Source organism: Aquimarina mycalae (genome assembly GCF_029906345.1).
GTDB lineage: Bacteria > Bacteroidota > Bacteroidia > Flavobacteriales > Flavobacteriaceae > Aquimarina.
Genome location: NZ_JARYGY010000001.1, coordinates 671,669 through 687,328, shown reverse-complemented (window position 1 = coordinate 687,328; position 15,660 = coordinate 671,669). Strand labels below are relative to the sequence as shown.

17 protein-coding genes are annotated in these 15,660 nt (G+C 32.8%); 6 read left to right on the top strand and 11 right to left on the bottom strand.

The window, feature by feature from the left end:
* The first annotated feature begins 53 nt into the window (after window positions 1-53).
* From QBK95_RS02905 to QBK95_RS02885, 5 genes are all read left to right on the top strand, one after another.
* Window positions 54-1,568, top strand: coding sequence for an SGNH/GDSL hydrolase family protein (locus tag QBK95_RS02905; RefSeq protein ID WP_280930370.1), 1,515 nt, complete (start codon window positions 54-56; stop codon window positions 1,566-1,568).
* Window positions 1,555-2,835, top strand: coding sequence for a GDSL-type esterase/lipase family protein (locus QBK95_RS02900; protein ID WP_280930368.1), 1,281 nt, complete (start codon window positions 1,555-1,557; stop codon window positions 2,833-2,835). The genes QBK95_RS02905 and QBK95_RS02900 overlap by 14 nt, the downstream gene beginning before the upstream one ends.
* A complete protein-coding gene (locus QBK95_RS02895; RefSeq protein ID WP_280930366.1) occupies window positions 2,828-4,486 on the top strand; it encodes an MBOAT family O-acyltransferase in 1,659 nt (552 codons plus the stop codon). Before QBK95_RS02900 ends, QBK95_RS02895 begins: the two co-directional genes overlap by 8 nt.
* Before the next feature lie 227 nt (window positions 4,487-4,713).
* Complete coding sequence (locus QBK95_RS02890; RefSeq protein WP_280930364.1) at window positions 4,714-5,367, top strand: uracil-DNA glycosylase family protein; 654 nt, start codon at window positions 4,714-4,716, stop codon at window positions 5,365-5,367.
* Between the two features lie 163 nt (window positions 5,368-5,530).
* Entirely contained in the window at window positions 5,531-5,746 is a 216-nt protein-coding gene (locus QBK95_RS02885) for a hypothetical protein (protein ID WP_280930362.1), read from the top strand.
* 68 nt (window positions 5,747-5,814) lie between these two features.
* Here the strand turns inward: QBK95_RS02885 and QBK95_RS02880 are convergent, their stop codons facing one another.
* The gene (locus QBK95_RS02880; RefSeq protein WP_280930360.1) at window positions 5,815-6,396 is read right to left on the bottom strand and encodes a DUF1287 domain-containing protein; all 582 of its coding nucleotides are present in this window, start codon (window positions 6,394-6,396) and stop codon (window positions 5,815-5,817) included.
* Between the two features lie 216 nt (window positions 6,397-6,612).
* Between QBK95_RS02880 and QBK95_RS02875 the strand changes: the two genes are divergently transcribed.
* Entirely contained in the window at window positions 6,613-7,869 is a 1,257-nt protein-coding gene (locus QBK95_RS02875) for a hypothetical protein (protein WP_280930358.1), read from the top strand.
* A 5-nt stretch (window positions 7,870-7,874) separates the two neighbouring features.
* Here QBK95_RS02875 and QBK95_RS02870 read toward each other — a convergent pair whose 3' ends face one another.
* The 10 genes from QBK95_RS02870 to QBK95_RS02825 all read right to left on the bottom strand — a co-directional run bounded on the left by QBK95_RS02870 (window position 7,875) and on the right by QBK95_RS02825 (window position 15,585).
* The gene (locus tag QBK95_RS02870) at window positions 7,875-8,153 is read right to left on the bottom strand and encodes a DUF6576 domain-containing protein (RefSeq protein WP_280930356.1); all 279 of its coding nucleotides are present in this window, start codon (window positions 8,151-8,153) and stop codon (window positions 7,875-7,877) included.
* Between the two features lie 65 nt (window positions 8,154-8,218).
* On the bottom strand, window positions 8,219-8,980 hold the full coding sequence (trpA, locus tag QBK95_RS02865; RefSeq protein ID WP_280930354.1) for a tryptophan synthase subunit alpha: 762 nt from the start codon (window positions 8,978-8,980) through the stop codon (window positions 8,219-8,221).
* Between the two features lie 91 nt (window positions 8,981-9,071).
* A complete protein-coding gene (locus QBK95_RS02860) occupies window positions 9,072-9,374 on the bottom strand; it encodes a GIY-YIG nuclease family protein (protein WP_280930351.1) in 303 nt (100 codons plus the stop codon).
* Between the two features lie 63 nt (window positions 9,375-9,437).
* Window positions 9,438-10,619, bottom strand: coding sequence for a tryptophan synthase subunit beta (gene trpB, locus QBK95_RS02855; RefSeq protein WP_280930349.1), 1,182 nt, complete (start codon window positions 10,617-10,619; stop codon window positions 9,438-9,440).
* 10 nt (window positions 10,620-10,629) lie between these two features.
* Window positions 10,630-11,280, bottom strand: coding sequence for a phosphoribosylanthranilate isomerase (locus QBK95_RS02850; RefSeq protein WP_280930347.1), 651 nt, complete (start codon window positions 11,278-11,280; stop codon window positions 10,630-10,632).
* The gene (trpC, locus tag QBK95_RS02845; RefSeq protein ID WP_280930346.1) at window positions 11,277-12,062 is read right to left on the bottom strand and encodes an indole-3-glycerol phosphate synthase TrpC; all 786 of its coding nucleotides are present in this window, start codon (window positions 12,060-12,062) and stop codon (window positions 11,277-11,279) included. The genes QBK95_RS02850 and trpC overlap by 4 nt, the downstream gene beginning before the upstream one ends.
* On the bottom strand, window positions 12,062-12,583 hold the full coding sequence (locus QBK95_RS02840) for a hypothetical protein (protein ID WP_280930344.1): 522 nt from the start codon (window positions 12,581-12,583) through the stop codon (window positions 12,062-12,064). Before QBK95_RS02840 ends, trpC begins: the two co-directional genes overlap by 1 nt.
* A 9-nt stretch (window positions 12,584-12,592) precedes the next feature.
* A complete protein-coding gene (trpD, locus tag QBK95_RS02835; protein ID WP_280930341.1) occupies window positions 12,593-13,588 on the bottom strand; it encodes an anthranilate phosphoribosyltransferase in 996 nt (331 codons plus the stop codon).
* Window positions 13,589-13,590: 2 nt separating this feature from the next.
* On the bottom strand, window positions 13,591-14,160 hold the full coding sequence (locus QBK95_RS02830; RefSeq protein ID WP_280930339.1) for an anthranilate synthase component II: 570 nt from the start codon (window positions 14,158-14,160) through the stop codon (window positions 13,591-13,593).
* A gap of 27 nt (window positions 14,161-14,187) precedes the next feature.
* The gene (locus tag QBK95_RS02825) at window positions 14,188-15,585 is read right to left on the bottom strand and encodes an anthranilate synthase component I family protein (RefSeq protein ID WP_280930337.1); all 1,398 of its coding nucleotides are present in this window, start codon (window positions 15,583-15,585) and stop codon (window positions 14,188-14,190) included.
* Between the last annotated feature and the right edge of the window lie 75 nt (window positions 15,586-15,660).

The following is a 15,660-nucleotide window of genomic DNA, read 5'->3' as shown; positions in this document are numbered from 1 at the left end:
GCATTTCGCAAAAACTTTCTATTTTTACAAAAACGAAAAGTCCCCTAATAGTCTTGAAAATCAAACCAATCCAAATATCGCTATTTCTGATACTCGTATTAGGAGTGCTGTTTGGCTTGATGTTTTTGAGTGAAAAAGGAGGGATTCAGAATAAACAAACACAAGAGGATGGTTTCTCATATCAAGGAGTTTCTTTAAAATATCCTTCATATAAGACCTTTTTAGAGCTAGAAAAAGATACAACGATTACTAGGCAAGATATACTTAAGGTAACTGAAGTAGTAGTGCCAGTAGCGGATGAATCGGATCTGGAAACGGATAAGTCAGCAAATACACTTACTAAAAAAGATAGTCTGCAAAGACCAGACTTTTCTAAAATAGATACTACAAAATTAGAAAGGATACGATATCCTAAAGATAATCCTGATTTTGCTAAAGAGCTTAAGGCAAAGTTATCTTCGCGATCATGCAGAATTTTACATTATGGAGACTCGCAGATAGAAGGTGATAGAATAACTGGATATATACGCAATAGGTTACAAGGAATGTATGGAGGTAGTGGTCCAGGTTTTATCCCTTTGAAACCAGTGTACAATCAAATTGCGGCTATTGTAAAACCTAGCGAAAATTGGTTTAGATATGCAAGATTCGACCCTACCCAGAAGAAATTTAAACATAGAAAATATGGAGCATATATGTCGGTTTCCAGATTTACTGAACATCTAGAGACGCTTCCTGATAGTACCGCTTTAGATTCTCTACCAATTATAAAAGCTTCTGTAACTATTGGTAAATCTAAAAAGGCTTATGCTAAATTTAGAAGATTTACAAATATTGGATTACATTATGGAAATTGTAAGGTTCCTATAAAAGTTTCTGTGTATAATGAAGGGAAACTAATTCAACAGGATAGTTTGATTCCTGATGGCAAGTATCATAAATATCGCATCAAAACCAATACAACACCAAGTAATCTAAAAATTGAACTAGAAGGAAAAGTAAGTGCCGATTTTTATGGGTTAACGCTTGATGGAGGATATAAAGTTCAGATGGATAATGTAGCGATGCGTGGTTCATCGGGAACAATTTTCTCTAGCACTAATGCTTCAATATACGGTCAGATGACTAGGAATCTTAAGCCTAAGATCATTATTATGCAGTATGGAGGAAATACTATGCCATATTTGAAAGATTCTACAAAGGTGGATAATTATGCTAAATCTATAGTCAATCAAATAAATTGGTTAAGACGAAGAACTAAAAATGCAAGTTTTATATTTATTGGCCCCACAGATATGTGTCTTCCTGTTAATGGAAAAATGGAAACTTATCCTTTATTACCATATCTTAATGCTAAACTCATAGAAACTTGTTCTGATAATAATGTTGCTTATTGGAGTATGTATGATGCAATGGGAGGCAAAGGATCTATGCCGTTTTGGGTAGAAGAAAAATTAACCGCCAATGATTATATGCATTTTACTTGGAAAGGAACCAAAATTATTTCAGAATTATTTTTCACGGCCCTATACCTTGACCTAAAAGAAGAACCAGATGAAGAGACATAAAATATTACTTTTTTGCTTATTCTTAGTGAGTTCTTCAATCCTGGCTCAGGACTATGTACTAGATACAATTCAGAATAAGTATACTTTTGTAAATTGGAAAGCAAATCAGATTAAATTTGCAGAATATGCACCATCATTTGATACCTTATTTCAGAAGTTAAACACCATCGCCAACGGAGGTGAAGAAAAAGTACATATTTTCCATATTGGTGGATCACATATACAAGCGGATATTTATTCTAATAGGTTAAGGACATATCTTCAGCATATGAGTCCAACAGCAAAAGGACAACGTGGTTTTATATATCCTTATAAAATTGCGGGAACCAATAACCCTAGTAATTATAATGTAGAATTTGATGGTAAATGGACAGGTTATCGATGTTCTATAAAAAAGGATAGTGTTGCTTGGGGAATGGCTGGAGTAACGGCCGTTTTTAAAGACTCTATTTCCAATATAAAAATAAAAGCAAATCATAGAGGATATGATGCGCAACAATATGATTTTAATAAGATCAGAATTTTTTATGATAATTGGAGTGAAGATTATCAAATCTATTTTAAAGAGTCTGAGTTAATTGCAAATACCAAAGTTAACAAGGAAGCACATTTTGTAGAATTTACGCTTACCAAAACATTAGAAGAACTAGAGTTTTGTGTTCAAAGAGCTGAAGGTGCTGAAGACCCAGAATTTCTAATGATGGGTATAGAATTGATGAATGATAATAATGGAATAGAGTATACTACCATCGGCGTCAATGGAGCAAGTTTTAATTATTATAATAGATGCGAGTATTTTGATACTCAATTGATGTTGTATAAACCAGACTTGTTTATCGTATCTGTAGGTACTAATGATGGTTATCATCCTGATTTTAAGCCAGAAGAATATAGAAAATACTATGAAAACCTTATTTTAATGGCCCAGAAAGCTAATCCAGATTGTGCAGTCTTGCTTACGGTACCTAATGATTCTTATTATAAGAAGAAATACCCCAATCCAAGGACCCGAGTGATGCAGAAGATAATCTATGATTTAGCAAGAAAACATAACATGGCAGTTTGGGATTTTTATGAAATTATGGGAGGATTTAATTCCTCGAGAGATTGGTATCTAAATAAACTGATGCCACGAGATAGAATACATTTTACACAGTTGGGATATAGAATTAAAGCAGATTTATTATTACAAGCATTGACTGGTTCGTGGGAAAAAGAACTAGAGTTGGTGCCTAATTCTGTTTTGAATCAAATAATTCATGAATAGATTAAAAGATATTTTTTCTTTTTCAGAGGATTTTCCTTTGATATTTACGCAAGCAGATTTCTGGATATTCTTTGCAGCGATCTACTTTTTGTATGCATTGGTATATCGTAAAAAGAGCATTCGTAGCGCATATCTTTTTATGATAAGTTTATTGTTTTATTATAAAACTAGTGGCTTATTTATAGGGATTTTGTTGTTTAGTACCGTCAATGATTTCTTTTTAGGAAGAGCTATTTATCAGAGTACCTCTATTGCAGTAAAGAAAACGCTGGTTGCAATTAGTGTTATTATTAATTTAGGTACTCTTTGCTATTTTAAGTATGCGTATTTCTTTACAGAATCATATAATAGTCTTTTTGATACGGATTATCAGGTGATTAATTATCTGGCACAATTTGCAAATACCTGGGCAAATGCTGATTATTTTACTGTGGATACAATTATACTGCCCGTAGGGATCTCTTTTTATACATTCCAAACGATTAGCTATAGTGTAGATATATATAGAAAACAAATTAAACCATTAAATTCAATTATTGATTTTGGGTTTTTTGTTAGTTTCTTTCCGCAACTGGTTGCAGGACCAATTGTACGAGCTGCGGATTTTGTTCCTCAAATCAGAAAAGAAATTAATATTACCAAAGAAGAGTTTGGTAACGCGACTTTTATGATTCTTAAAGGACTGATCAAAAAAATGCTTTTTGCAGATTTTATTGCAATGAATTTTATGGATCGCGTATTTGATGTTCCAGAGATGTTCTCAGGATTTACAAACATAATGGCAATGTTTGGGTATTCGTTACAGATCTATGGTGATTTTTCTGGATATACCGATATTGCTATCGGTTTAGCATTACTTATGGGATATAAATTACCAGTTAATTTTAACTCACCATATAAGGCAATTCATTGCGGAGACTTTTGGAAACGTTGGCACATATCCCTTTCTAGTTGGTTAAAAGATTACTTGTATATTCCGATAGGAGGAAACCGGAACGGTAGTATTTTTTCATATACCTTCATTACTGTTTTTACATTTTTAGGAGTTTTTGCTTATGCAGATTTTGGGATCGCAATTATTGCAACTGCTGCAATAGGACTGTTGCTTATTATCACATTGTTTTCATCTAGATTGGCATGGCATTTTAATAGAAATGTGAATATTATGATTACAATGTTGATAGGAGGTTTATGGCATGGAGCATCCTGGAAATTTGTAATTTGGGGAGGATTGAATGGTCTGGGAGTGGTTGCCTATAAGTATTGGCGAAAAATAAGCCCTTATGAAAACTCTAATGCGTGGTTAGCAACCATATGGAAAATAGCGTTTACTTTTATTTTTATAACCTTTACCAGAATTTATTTTAGAGGAAATAGCATGGATCATATTGATCGTTTTTATCAATCGATCATGACTAATATGGATTGGACGAATGCATTAGTAGTTCTTTGGGAATATCGAGTTGTGTTTATTGTAATGTTGATAGGGTATATTACGCATTGGTTGCCGTATAAAACAAAAGATTGGTTGCTTGATCAGTTTATCAAAAGTAATGTAGTTGTTAAGGGATTGATAGCAACTATGGTAGCTATTATCTGTTATCAAACATATGCGGCAGATTTTCAACCGTTTATTTATTTTCAGTTTTAGGATTAGTACTGGGATTTTTCAATACTTAAATTGCTTAGATTTTATTAAAAAAATAAGGGCGTTACCCACTTTTGGTGGGTCAGGCTATACACTATATCTTTTTCTGTTTTAAACTAACAGAAAAAGGATGCCGTTACTATCCTTAACGCATAATTAACTAATATAGTTGATATTCGTTTTGTAATCCAAAATCTTTCTAACTTCGTAAATTGTAAAAGAAATCAACTTTGTTCAATCATACACATCCATATCAACCTTTCTTCCCCGATGGAGCGACTAAACTCATTGTAGGAACATTGCCTCCACCACGTTTTACATCAGGAGCTTTAAAAGAAGGAGATGTTGATTTTTGTTACGGAAGTATTAGTGGATTATTATGGCCAGTTTTAAATCGTATTTTTGATTTAAATTTGGTATTCGAAACCACACAAAAGGCAATAGACCAACGAAAAACTTTTTTAACCTCTCGCGGAATAGGAGTCTGCGATATTGTTCATAGCTGTGAACGTGATAAAATTGATGCATCAGATTTGGGAATGCAAAATATACAGTTAAGAGATGTTGTTTCGTATTTACATAAATACCCAAAGATAGATACACTTCTGTTTACAGGTGGTAATAGTAAAAATGGACCAGAATATTTTTTTAGAAAACATCTTAAAGAATATCAATTACAATTAGAAGTAGTTACTAATGAAGTTCCTAGAATACATAGTTTTCAATTAAAACAAAGAAAAATAAAAACGGTTTCTTTAATCGCTCCATCTGGAGCAGCCAATAGATCCATAGGAAGTTTACAATCATATAAAGATTTAAAAAGCCAAAACCCAAAATTCAACACAATTGATTTTAGAGTATTGCAGTATAAAGAGTTTTTTTAATTATTTTCTATAATATAATCTCCTCTATAAGGTATTGGTTAAAGTTTCTCCATAAAAAGGACCACTTTAGATAATATCACTTTCCTGAAATTTTAAAACTTGATGTTTTCATACAGTATTTTCCCTTGATTTCCCGTGTAAACCCCTATTTGGTATCGAACAGATGCTGGTCAATCCAAATCCTTTTAGAGGTACCAGGTTAGAAGTTAAAACAGAGAATGATTTGACGATAGCGCTACAACAGATCGATAAATATCCTAATGAAAATTTCATCGTTCACGTACATATTCCTAAAACAGACATTCCTGATTCAATCCAATATAAAACAGAAAAAGTAGGAGAAGATGAAACCTTAAATCTGGATTGGTCATTATGCTAATCAATTAGGTGGTAAAATGATACCAAGAGAAGATAATCCTAAGAATTAATGGCGCCATATTTTTAGGATTATTTTTTATAACTGTAATGTCCGATAATTTTAAAGTCAAACAAACAATCTGCTAATACCTGTCCGCTGCCAATATTATGTACAATTAAATACCGTTGCTGATCTTTAGATTTTTTATTGACTACCAAGCCAATGTGCGTAAGTCCGCCTCCTAAACTCCAGCATACAATATCTCCAGGAACGTAATCCTGAGGTTTATTGGTAATAGATTTTACAGTTCCGAACCTCGAAAAGAACTTCATAAGATTAGGTACTCTTCTATGATCAATATTTCTATCCGTTTTAGATAACCCCCAATTTTTAGGATATAAACCAAAATTAGACTTCATATCCAAATGTACCTCTTTCTGTAGGTCAATATTTAATTTTCGATAGGCCCTGATGACTACATCGGTACATACTCCTTTATTACTTGGTACATCGCCATTAGGATACCCTATAGAAAAGTACGCAGGATCGTAGGTTACATTTTGTTTAGTTAATGATAAGCCTGCATCAGACAGTTTACTGTAGAAGCCTTCCTGAGCAAAAATAGTTGAGGATAGTAGAAGTATAAGTAAAAATATGATCTGTTTATTCATTTGGTTTTGTTTTAGTCTTAATAAAATTAATTTTTTATTATTAAGAAAAATCTTGCATTATAATGTATTAATTCTTTTTTTTGATGCTGATTAAAAATAAACTAATTACTTAAAACTAATTGTATAGGTTTATTTTACACCCCTAATCTTCTTTTCTGAATATACCTCTTTAGCGAAGGTGACTAAACAAAGTTACTACGATATTTCGTTATGAGAATGTACCACGTACTTATTTTTTCTTATTGTCTGCTTACAAGTGGTTATGCTCAGCAAATAGATACTGATTTTTCTAGAAACGGATTGTTGTTGTTTAAAGAACTAGGAATGGTTTCTTCTCATATTGTTGATTTTGAGGTTATAGAAGAAAATAAAATCAATGTTCTTTATGAATCTGATGCTAAAAGAAATCTGGTGCGTCTGCATAAAAATGGTAAAAGGGATATTAAATTTGATATAACTTCGAGTAATTTAAATAATCAAAATAGTATTCCTGTAGGGCTTAGTACCAAATCAGGAGGAAGTGTTTTAGTGTTATCCAATTTCTGGAATGGACATAGCTGGATGATTTCTATAAACGGATTTTATGAAGATGGAAGTGTTAACCATGGATTTGGACGGCATGGAGTTTATAAAAAGAACATATTAAATAATCTAGATGATAATTATGGCCAATATATTTATGCATCTTCTAGCAACGAAATAATTGTTGTCGCCAAAGTACAAGGTTTTAATACTTCGAATAAAAAGGAAAAAATAGCAATCCTTAAACTTTCAGATATAGGAGAGACCTTATCATCTAGCCTATATGATGATCATCATTTTACATTGAATTGTTCTGCAATGGAGGATGATTATTTGTTACTTGGATATTCTGAATCAGTAGATAATGGACAAGAACAATCAACTTATCTCGCAGGGTTTGATAGTGATCAAATGGCATCTAATAACTTGTATTGTCTTACTATCGAAGAAGATTATCAATCCTTTGATCATATCGTTCTATCCAATTCAGAACTATTTACATCTCAAATAGAAAATGCTTCTGAAGGTGTGTATCGTATCCGTAAATATGGCGCGAAAGGTAATCTGGATACCTCTTTTTTTGATTCTGGAGAAATGGGGTTTGATGCGGATATTTACAACACCGATTTTGTAGTGAATAAAGAAGGAGAAGTATTTATAATTTCTACAAGTCTAGATAGTGAGCTGGAAATATTGATTAAAAAGCTATTAAGTAACGGTGATATTGATACCGACTATGGTGTCAATGGTATAGCCTCAGTCTTTCTGAAGTATCCCATTAGTAACCTAAATAAAATACGGTTAGGAGCAAAAAATGAGCTATACATTTCTGGATCTATGGGTGTAGAAGGGGATTCGTATGGTTTTATAACGAAACTAAAACTTAATGTTCAGCAATTAAAAAAAGAAAAATTAGAGAAATTCTTAGATAATTTATTCACCAAAGAATAATACTTTTATTTAGATAGCTCTTCTAATCTTTCTTTTTCTGTTTTGGTAAGTTTATCAATACCTTGTTTGTTGATTTTTTCTAGTAAGAAGTTTAATTCTTTTTCCCTTTCAACTTTAGTCACATTATAGCGATCGTCTACATCAAGTAACCCTTCTGGTTTTTGTTTGATACTTTTTTTAAACTGTAAAAAGTCTGGCTTCAACCACTTGATAAAAACAATAATGATAATTACTGCAATTATTAATGGAATGGATATAAAGCTTATCAGTAAGATTGAGATCATAGTAATAAATCTAAATGTCTAATGTATTCTAATACAATTAATTTTAATATCAAATTGTAACAAGGTTACCGTATTTCTTTTACAAAATCTTCAATAGTATTCACTCCTTTATGAGTTAGGTGTTTAATAAACGCCGATCCGATAATAGCACCTTTAGCAGTGTTAGTTGCTTGCGTAAACGTTTCACTATTGCTGATACCAAAACCAACAATTTGTGGGTTTTTTAAATCTAGGTCTTTAATTCTGTTAAAATAAGATTCTTGAGTATTCCCGAATCCTGAGGTAGATCCAGTCACACTAGCAGAACTTACCATATAAATAAACCCATTCGAAACACTGTCAATAAATCGGATTCGTTCATCAGAAGTTTGCGGAGTGATTAGAAAAACATTAATTAATCCATATTTTTCAAAAGTCTCTTGATAATGCTCGTGATATTCTGCCACTGGAAGGTCTGGTATAATTAGTCCATCAATGCCTATTTCTTGACATTTAGCACAAAAGGCTTCAATACCGTATTGCATCATTGGATTAAAATACCCCATAATAATTAAGGGAATTTTAACTGATTCTCTGATATCTTCTAGTTGTTCAAAAAGTAATCTAGTGGTCATTCCATTTTTTAAAGCAGTTGTAGAGCTTTCCTGGATAGTAGGGCCATCGGCTAAAGGATCACTAAATGGCAATCCGATTTCTATCATATCTACTCCACTTTTTTCTAAACGCTGAATGATGTTTTTTGTATCATGAAGTGAAGGATATCCTGCAGTGAAATAGATGGATAGTAATTTTTTGTTTTGTGCTAATGCAGTGTTGATTCTGTTCATAGAAAAATTTATTTTTCATTTCCCAAGGGAGAAGTTTTTTTTATTATATTTTTTTGTCATCCCAGCGTAGGCTGGGATCCATTCTGTGTATTTAATCATACCAATCTGAAGCCAGATCATTCCAAGAGGGATTGTCTTTTTCGATAAGATTAATTTTCCATTGTCTTTTCCAAGTTTTCAATCTTTTTTCTCTTATAATCACATGATTTACATACTTATGAGTTTCAAAATAAACCAATGTATTCAGGTTATACTTTTTTGTAAACCCATCAATTTGTTTGTTTTTATGCTCAAAAACTCTTCTTTCCAGATTATTAGTCATCCCTATGTATAGTGTTCCGTTTTTCTTGTTTGAAAGAATGTATACAGCATATTGATGTTCTGGTTTTAACATTTATTTTTATTCTGGATTCCAGCCTACGATGGAATGACAAGGTTTTGTTGCTAAGTTTAGTTTTTACAATTTAAAGTAATCGATATAAGTATTCAGATCTTTATCTCCGCGTCCAGAAAGGCTGATTACTACAATATCATCAGGCTTGAACTTCTTATCATTAAATATTGCTAATGCATGTGAAGATTCAATGGCTGGAATTATACCTTCCAATTGCGATAATTCTAATCCTGCGGTCATCGCATCTTCATCTGTTACAGAATAGAATTCTCCGCGTCCTGTTTTATACAAATGAGAATGCAATGGCCCTACTCCAGGATAATCTAATCCTGCAGAAATAGAATAAGGTTCTGTGATCTGACCATCTGGTGTTTGCATCAATAAGGTTTTGCATCCATGAATAATGCCTTCTTTACCAAGTTGGGAAGTAGCAGCACTTTCTCCACTATGCACACCTTTTCCTGCGGCTTCTACCGCAATAATTCCTACACTTGGTTCCTCTAAGAAATGGTAATAAGTACCAGCAGCGTTGCTTCCGCCTCCTATACATGCTACTACGTAATCTGGATATTCCCGACCTTCTTTCTCGTTTAATTGCCATTTGATTTCTTCAGAAATAATAGATTGAAACCTTGTCACCATATCAGGGTAAGGATGTGGTCCAATAGCAGAACCAATGATATAATGTGTATCTACAGGATTATTAATCCAATCTCTAATTGCTTCATTAGTAGCATCTTTCAAGGTTTTGCTTCCTGATGTAGCTGGTCTTACTTCGGCACCTAACATTTTCATGCGGGCTACATTAGGAGCTTGACGTTTGATGTCAATCTCTCCCATATATACAATACATTGGATTCCCATAAGTGCACAAACTGTAGCAGTTGCAACTCCGTGTTGTCCCGCTCCTGTTTCTGCAATAATTCTGTTTTTACCTAGTTTTTTAGCAACAAGAATTTGTCCGATGGTATTGTTTACTTTATGAGCGCCAGTATGATTAAGATCTTCTCGCTTTAGGTATACTTTTGTGTTGTGTTTTTCAGAAAGACGTTTAGCATAATATAAAGGTGAAGGGCGTCCGACATAATCTTTTAATAGTTGATCGAATTCTTCTTTAAAAGAAGGTTCATTCATAATGTCCAGATATGTAGATCGCAATTCTTCTACATTAGGATATAACATTTCAGGAATGTAGGCTCCACCAAAATCACCATAATATCCTTTTTCGTTTACTTGATAACTCATTTTATATTTTTTAATTCTCTTTTGTAGCGTGTATTTTGTTTTTAAACTGCTTTAATTTTTCTATGTCTTTTAATCCTGGTTCAATCTCAAATTTACTATTCACATCAATAGCATATATGGGTAAATCTGTTTCCAGAATAGCATTTATTTTTTCAACTTCTTCTATACCTATTCCACCACTTAATATAAATGGAGTGGTAGTATCATAGTTTTGCAATACATTCCAATCAAAGGTATATCCATTACCGCCTTTTGCTTTTCCTTTTGTGTCAAAAAGAAAGTAATCGACAATTCCTTCATATGGTTTTAATATTTCAAAATCAAATTGATCTTTAATCGAGAATACTTTGAACACCTCTATTTCAGTAAGTTCAGCATGGTGATTTAATGCTGTTTTTAATGCTATGCAAAACTTGTGGGATTCATTTCCGTGTAATTGTATCGCTTTGAAATTGTATTTTTTTACTTTTTCCAAAATAAAATCAATTGAAGCATCAACAAAGACTCCTGTTTTTTTAATACCATCAGGTATCTGTGGAATTATAGTATCAAAATTTCGAGGAGATTTTTCATAAAAAATGAATCCTAGATAATCTGGATTTAACGCTGATACAGCTTCAATGTTTTCCTGATATTTCATCCCACATACCTTTAGTTTCATCTTTGTAGGGCTTTTATGAATTCTATAGCATTGGCACCTGGATTTTCTGTTTTCATGAAATTTTCACCGATCAAAAAGCCTTTATAATCGTATTGTTGTAAATCACGTATGGCTTCAATACTACTGATACCGCTTTCAGAAACTTTTACAAAATCGTTAGGAATATGTTTGCTTAACTCTTTACTAATATCGGTACTTACTTCAAAAGTTTTGAGATTTCTATTATTTACTCCTAACATATCCAAAGATGGCATAATTGATTTTTGCAATTCTTCAAGATTATGTACTTCTAGTAATACATCTAATGATATGCTTTTGGCAAATTCTGACAAAGATTTGATTTGATCTTTTGATAATACAGCAGCTATTAATAATATAACATCGGCACCGTATGCTTTAGCTTCTAATAATTGATATTCATCAATGATGAATTCTTTGCGAAGCAAAGGCATTGCAACCGAAGCTCTGGCTAATAAGAGATCATCTAAGGACCCACCAAAGTATTTTCCATCAGTTAACACAGACATACCGCAGACTCCAGCTGTTTGATAGCCTGTAGCTACATCTTGTACACTTACTTTTTGATTGATAACCGATTTTGAAGGCGATCTTCTTTTATGCTCAGCAATTATTCCTGTGTTACTGTTACGTAACGCAGTAGCTAATGAGTTTGTTTCACGATCAAACAAGATCGAATTCTCTAATTGAGTAATAGGGATTATGCTCTTTTTTAGAGCTACTTCCTTATATTTATCCGCTATTATTTTATCTAGTATGTTCATTACACTTTCTTTAATTGAGGAGCTCCTTTTAGTTCATCGTTCATTAATAAACGAACGGATTCAAAATAGTCAGACTCGAATCCAATGATTTGTATTTCTTCTGTTATGAATTCATAATCGTAATCAGGTTCTATTTTACCATTAACTTTAATCATATCTATGATAAAACGGTGATCTTCTGTAGCATTTAATTTTCCATAGAAAAGTTCAGATTCGTGATCCTGAAACTCAAACAATCCATAGGTTTTTTCGCTCCATTTTAAGATGTCTAGCTCATTACCAAAATTGAAGTTTGTTGGTTTTTCTATTGTGATGTTTTTTAATCTAAGAACTCTAGCAATTTTTTCTTGTTTAGCTTTTGATTTCCTTTTTTCTATATATTTCTTTTTATATAATCTATACCCATCAATAACATAATCAACAGGTATGTGTTTTACTAATATCCATTGATCATTTTCTGCAATGAGTAATCCTGTTTCTTTTTCAGGGTATCCTTCTATTGTATAGGTTTCTACAGTCATATCCAGTGTTTATGCTTTGCTAAGTTCCTGTACTTTATTCAGTGCTATTAGCCCTTTGCCAGAAAGTAACGATTCTTTTGCTTTTTCGAACCCTTGAATTGGAGAGAGGTTTTCTACTGTTGCAATCGCCATTCCTGCATTAGCACAAACTACATTATTTTGTGCCTGGGTACCTTTACCACTTAGGATATTCATGAAAATCGCAGCTGAATCTTCGATGGAGTCTCCACCTACTATTTCTTCCATTTTTAACGCTTTTACTCCAAAATCCTGAGGTGTCAACATCCCTTCAGTGTTGTTAGAAATGGTTTTGGTGTTTCCTGTAAGGGATATTTCATCATAACCATCTAATGCATGAATAATGGTAAAATTTTTATCTGTGTTTTGATATAAATAACCGTACATCCTAGCCAATTCTAAATTAAAAACACCCACTATTTGATTTTTAGGAAATGCAGGATTTACCATTGGACCTAGCATATTGAAAAATGTTTTGACTCCTAATTCTCTTCTAATTGGCGCTACGTTTTTCATGGCAGGATGAAATAGGGGAGCATGCAATACACAAATTCCAGCTTCGTCGATACTACGTTTTAGAAAATCTTTATCATTACTAAATTTAATACCTAAATGTTCCATAACATTAGAACTTCCGCACTTGGATGAAACACCATAGTTACCATGTTTAGTAACTTTGATCCCAGCACCTGCCGAGACAAAAGAAGAAAGTGTAGAGATATTAAAGGTATCTTTTCCATCTCCACCAGTACCGCAAAGATCTATGGGGTTATATTCTTGAAGATCTATAGCTACACATAGTTCTAATAAAGCATCTCTAAAACCTTCCAACTCTTCTACAGTGATACTACGCATCATATATACGGTAAGGAATGATGCAATCTGGCTTTGATTATAATCTCCTTTGGATATATTTACCAAAACCTGTTTGGCTTCTTCTTTAGAAATGGTTTCGTGATTGATTAATCTGTTTAATAAATTCTTCATGATTAATTGTTTATCCAGTTTTCTAACATTTTTTTACCATCAGGAGTAAGCACTGATTCTGGGTGAAATTGTACGCCTCTAACATCTAATTCTTTATGGCGTAAGGACATGATTTGTCCGTTTTCATCAAATGATGTTGGTTCTAGACAAGAGGGGAGATCATGGTCTGAAACTACCCATGAATGATATCTGCCAACATCAAAAGTATTATTAAGCCCTTTGAAAAGCAATTCATCTGATACTGTGAGTTTAACTTCTGTGGCAACACCATGATATACATCATTAAGATTAATTAGACTTCCTCCAAAAACCTCACCAATTGCCTGTTGTCCTAAACAAACGCCAAATATACTTTTGGTATCTGCATAGGTTTTAATAATCTCTTTTAATAATCCTGCTTCTTCTGGAACTCCTGGTCCAGGAGAAAGCAATATTTTATCAAAAGGAGCTACATCCTCTAATCTTAATTGGTCATTTCGTTTTACGATTACCTCACAACCTAGATCTTCTAGATAATGGACTAAATTGTATACAAATGAATCGTAGTTATCTATTACTAATACTTTTTTCATCTCATTTTGATGGAGTTTATAAGCTCCTTATATTTCTTCTGCTAGTTTTAACGCTTTGGTTAATGCTCCTAATTTATTATATACTTCTTGTAATTCGTTTTCTTCGTTTGATTCATTGACTAATCCTGCTCCAGCTTGCCAATGTAAATGATGGTTTTTACTTAAAAATGTTCTAATCATTATAGCATGATTAAAATTACCTGAGAAATCCATAAAACCAATTGCACCTCCATAAAAGTCACGATTTACAGTTTCGTATTTTTCAATAAGTTGCATTGCCATGTGTTTGGGAGCACCACTAAGTGTTCCCGCAGGAAACGTATCAGCTACGACCTGCATAGTTGTGGTGTCTTTATGTTTTTTACCTGTTACTTTACTTACCAGATGAATGACATGAGAGTAAAATTGTACCTCTCTATAAGTGTCTACGGTAACTTCACTTCCATTACGACTTAAGTCGTTACGTGCCAGATCTACTAACATGACGTGTTCGGCATTCTCTTTTTCATCAGCGGATAGTTTTTTTGCCAACTCAGCGTCCTGCTCATCATTACCAGTTCTTTTAAATGTACCAGCAATAGGATGGATTTCTGCAATTTCGTCCTTAACTACCAATTGTGCTTCTGGAGAACTCCCAAAAATTTTGAAATCACCGTAGTCAAAATAGAATAAGTAAGGAGAAGGGTTGATACTTCGTAATGCTCTGTATACATTAAATTCATCGCCTTTGAACTTCTGAGAAAAACGTTTTGATAAAACCAATTGAAAAACATCACCACGCTGGCAATGTTCTTTCGCTAAGGCTACGTGTTCTTTATATTGTTCATCATCTAAATTAGATGTGGTTTCGTTAACAGAGGTAAAGTTATAAGAGGCAAAGTTCTTGACTTTTAATAAAGATTCTATTTCATCGATATTACTTTCTGATTGATAGCAATGGGCAAAAATACAGGCTTCGTTTGTGAAATTACTAATCGCAATTATATTTTGATATACCGTGTATTGCATGTCAGGAATATGTAATCCACCTTTTTTTTTGGTAATCTTAATATCTTCAAAATAACGAACAGCATCATAAGATATATAACCAAATAAGCCATTGTTTATAAACTTAAAATCACTTTTTGTAGTTTCAAACCTTTGACCAAATTGCTCAATCAATAATGGGATATCTGTAGATGCAGTTATAGGGGTTTCTTTGGTAGTTTTATCAGGAAACGATTCATAAATGATTTCATTTTCAATCTTAATAGTAGCGATAGGATTACAGCATATATAAGAGAAACTGTTTTCACTTCCTCGGTAGTCATTATTTTCTAATAATAAACTGTTGGGAAATCGATCCCTAATTTTTAGATAAACACTTACTGGAGTAATAGTATCCGCAAGAATTTGTTTGAAATGTGTGGTTAATGTATAACTCATGTTACATTTTGATATTAATAATTTATAAAACCCCTGATTTATATGAACAAAAAAAAGGCTTGTCGTGATTTGACA